This is a genomic window from Erwinia sp. B116, assembly GCF_002865965.1.
GTDB lineage: Bacteria > Pseudomonadota > Gammaproteobacteria > Enterobacterales > Enterobacteriaceae > Erwinia.
Map to the genome: position 1 here is coordinate 1 of NZ_JRZZ01000042.1, position 1,648 is coordinate 1,648.

Sequence of the window (1,648 nt, forward strand, 5' to 3'; positions counted from 1 at the left end):
AGGCGGTTACCGCCACAATACGTTTCGGGCCGTTGCCCGCCGCCGCCACCGGTGCAGCCGCAGCAACCGCCGGGGCCTGGTAAGGCTGTGCATCGGTCTGCGCCTGCGCCAGCACCGCAGCCGGCTGGCTAAGCAGCTGCTGGATGTCGGCGAGGTAAATGGCTTTGCCGTTCAGCGTCGCGTCGGCCGGAATGTTTTTCCCGGCCACGATGATGCGATCGGCCTCTGCCGGGTTATCGGTCAGCGTCACGCCGGCGCTGGCCGCCGCGGCGGTGGTGATGTTTTTTGCCAGATGTCCGGTTGCCAGCCCCAGCGAAGAATCTATTATCAGCAGCGTTTTCATTATGGGTCTCCTGCTGTCAGGAATTGAAAGGTTTCAGGTCGACGCGCGCCATCATTGCGGCCAACTGGGTACGATCGGTAACGCCCACATTGCTCTGGCTGACGGCCATCGCCGCCACTGCCGTCGCCAGGCGCAGCGTGTGCTCGCTCGATTCACGCATCAGCAGGCCATAAATCAGGCCGCCAACCATGGAATCGCCGGCACCCACGGTGCTGACCACGTCACAGGCAGGGGGTTTGGCAATCCATTCCCCTGAAGCATTGACCCACAGTGCGCCTTCAGCGCCCAGCGAGATCACCACGTGAGCGATACCCTGCTCACGCAGCGCATGTGCTGCTTCAATCACATCTTGTAATGTCGGTAGTTTGCGGCCGGCCCAGATCTCCAGCTCGCGACGGTTCGGTTTCACCAGCCACGGCGCGGCTTTCAGGCCCGCTACCAGCGCTTCGCGGCTGCTGTCAAAAATGATGCACGGGCAGTGGCTGCGCAGCTGACGCATCCACTCGGTGAACGCGTCCGGATCGACGCCGGCCGGCAGGCTGCCGCTGACGCAGACCATATCGAACTGGCCCAGCCAGGTCAGCGAGTCGGTGGTAAAGCGCTCCCAGTCCTGCCCGGTGACTTCAAAGCCGGAGAAGTTCAGGTCGGTGACGTCACCGCCCTGCTCGGTCAGCTTAACGTTGATGCGGGTACGGCCTTCCACCACCTGGAAGCGGTTGGCAATGCCAAGGTCGCTGAACAGGTGCTGGAAGCCGTCCTGGTTCTCTTTACCGAGGAAACCGCCGACGGTGACGTCGATGCCTAAATCTTTCAGCACTTTGGCAACGTTAATACCCTTACCGGCCGCGTGCAGCCCGGTGGTTTTCACCAGGTTGACTTCACCGCGTTCGATTTCCGGAATATAGCCGACCAGATCGTAAGCCGGGTTCAGCGTAATGGTGGCAACGCGTCTGCTCATTGTGCCCCCTCGCCCAGACCGGATGCGATGGCTTCGCCTACTGCATCCAGCGCCGCACGGGCATCTTCACCGCTGGCGGTGAAGCGCAGGCGATGGCCTTTTTTCACGCCCAGCGCCACCACCTTCATCAGGCTGCGGCCGTTGGCCGGCTTGCCGCTGCCGTCGAGGTTGGTGACGGTTACGTCGCAGTTAAACTGCTTGATCACGCTGACCAGCGCGGTGCCCGGACGGGCGTGCAGGCCGTGCTCGTTGCGGATCACAAACTCTTCGGTCAGCAGTTCGGCCTGCTCATCCACTATGCTGGTCAGCAGCGCGAGGATGCCGGCGGCGTCGGCCTGCAGCAGGCG

Annotated in this window: 2 protein-coding genes and 1 pseudogene; all 3 read right to left on the reverse strand. The window is 62.7% G+C overall.

Features of this window, described 5'->3' with window-relative positions; genetic code table 11:
* Positions 1-343, reverse strand: a pseudogene (locus NV64_RS19585) (PTS fructose transporter subunit EIIBC); the annotation flags it as partial.
* Positions 344-359: 16 nt separating this feature from the next.
* Positions 360-1,301, reverse strand: coding sequence for a 1-phosphofructokinase (gene fruK / locus NV64_RS19590; protein WP_056233404.1), 942 nt, complete (start codon positions 1,299-1,301; stop codon positions 360-362).
* On the reverse strand, positions 1,298-1,648 hold a 351-nt coding region (locus NV64_RS24240; RefSeq protein WP_233209052.1), incomplete at its 5' end, for an HPr family phosphocarrier protein. The genes NV64_RS24240 and fruK, both read right to left, overlap by 4 nt.

Excerpts from the sequence above, each read along its gene's own strand:
- fruK (WP_056233404.1), bottom strand. The coding sequence starts at position 1,301 with ATGAGCAGACGCGTTGCCACCATTACGCTGAACCCGGCTTACGATCTG.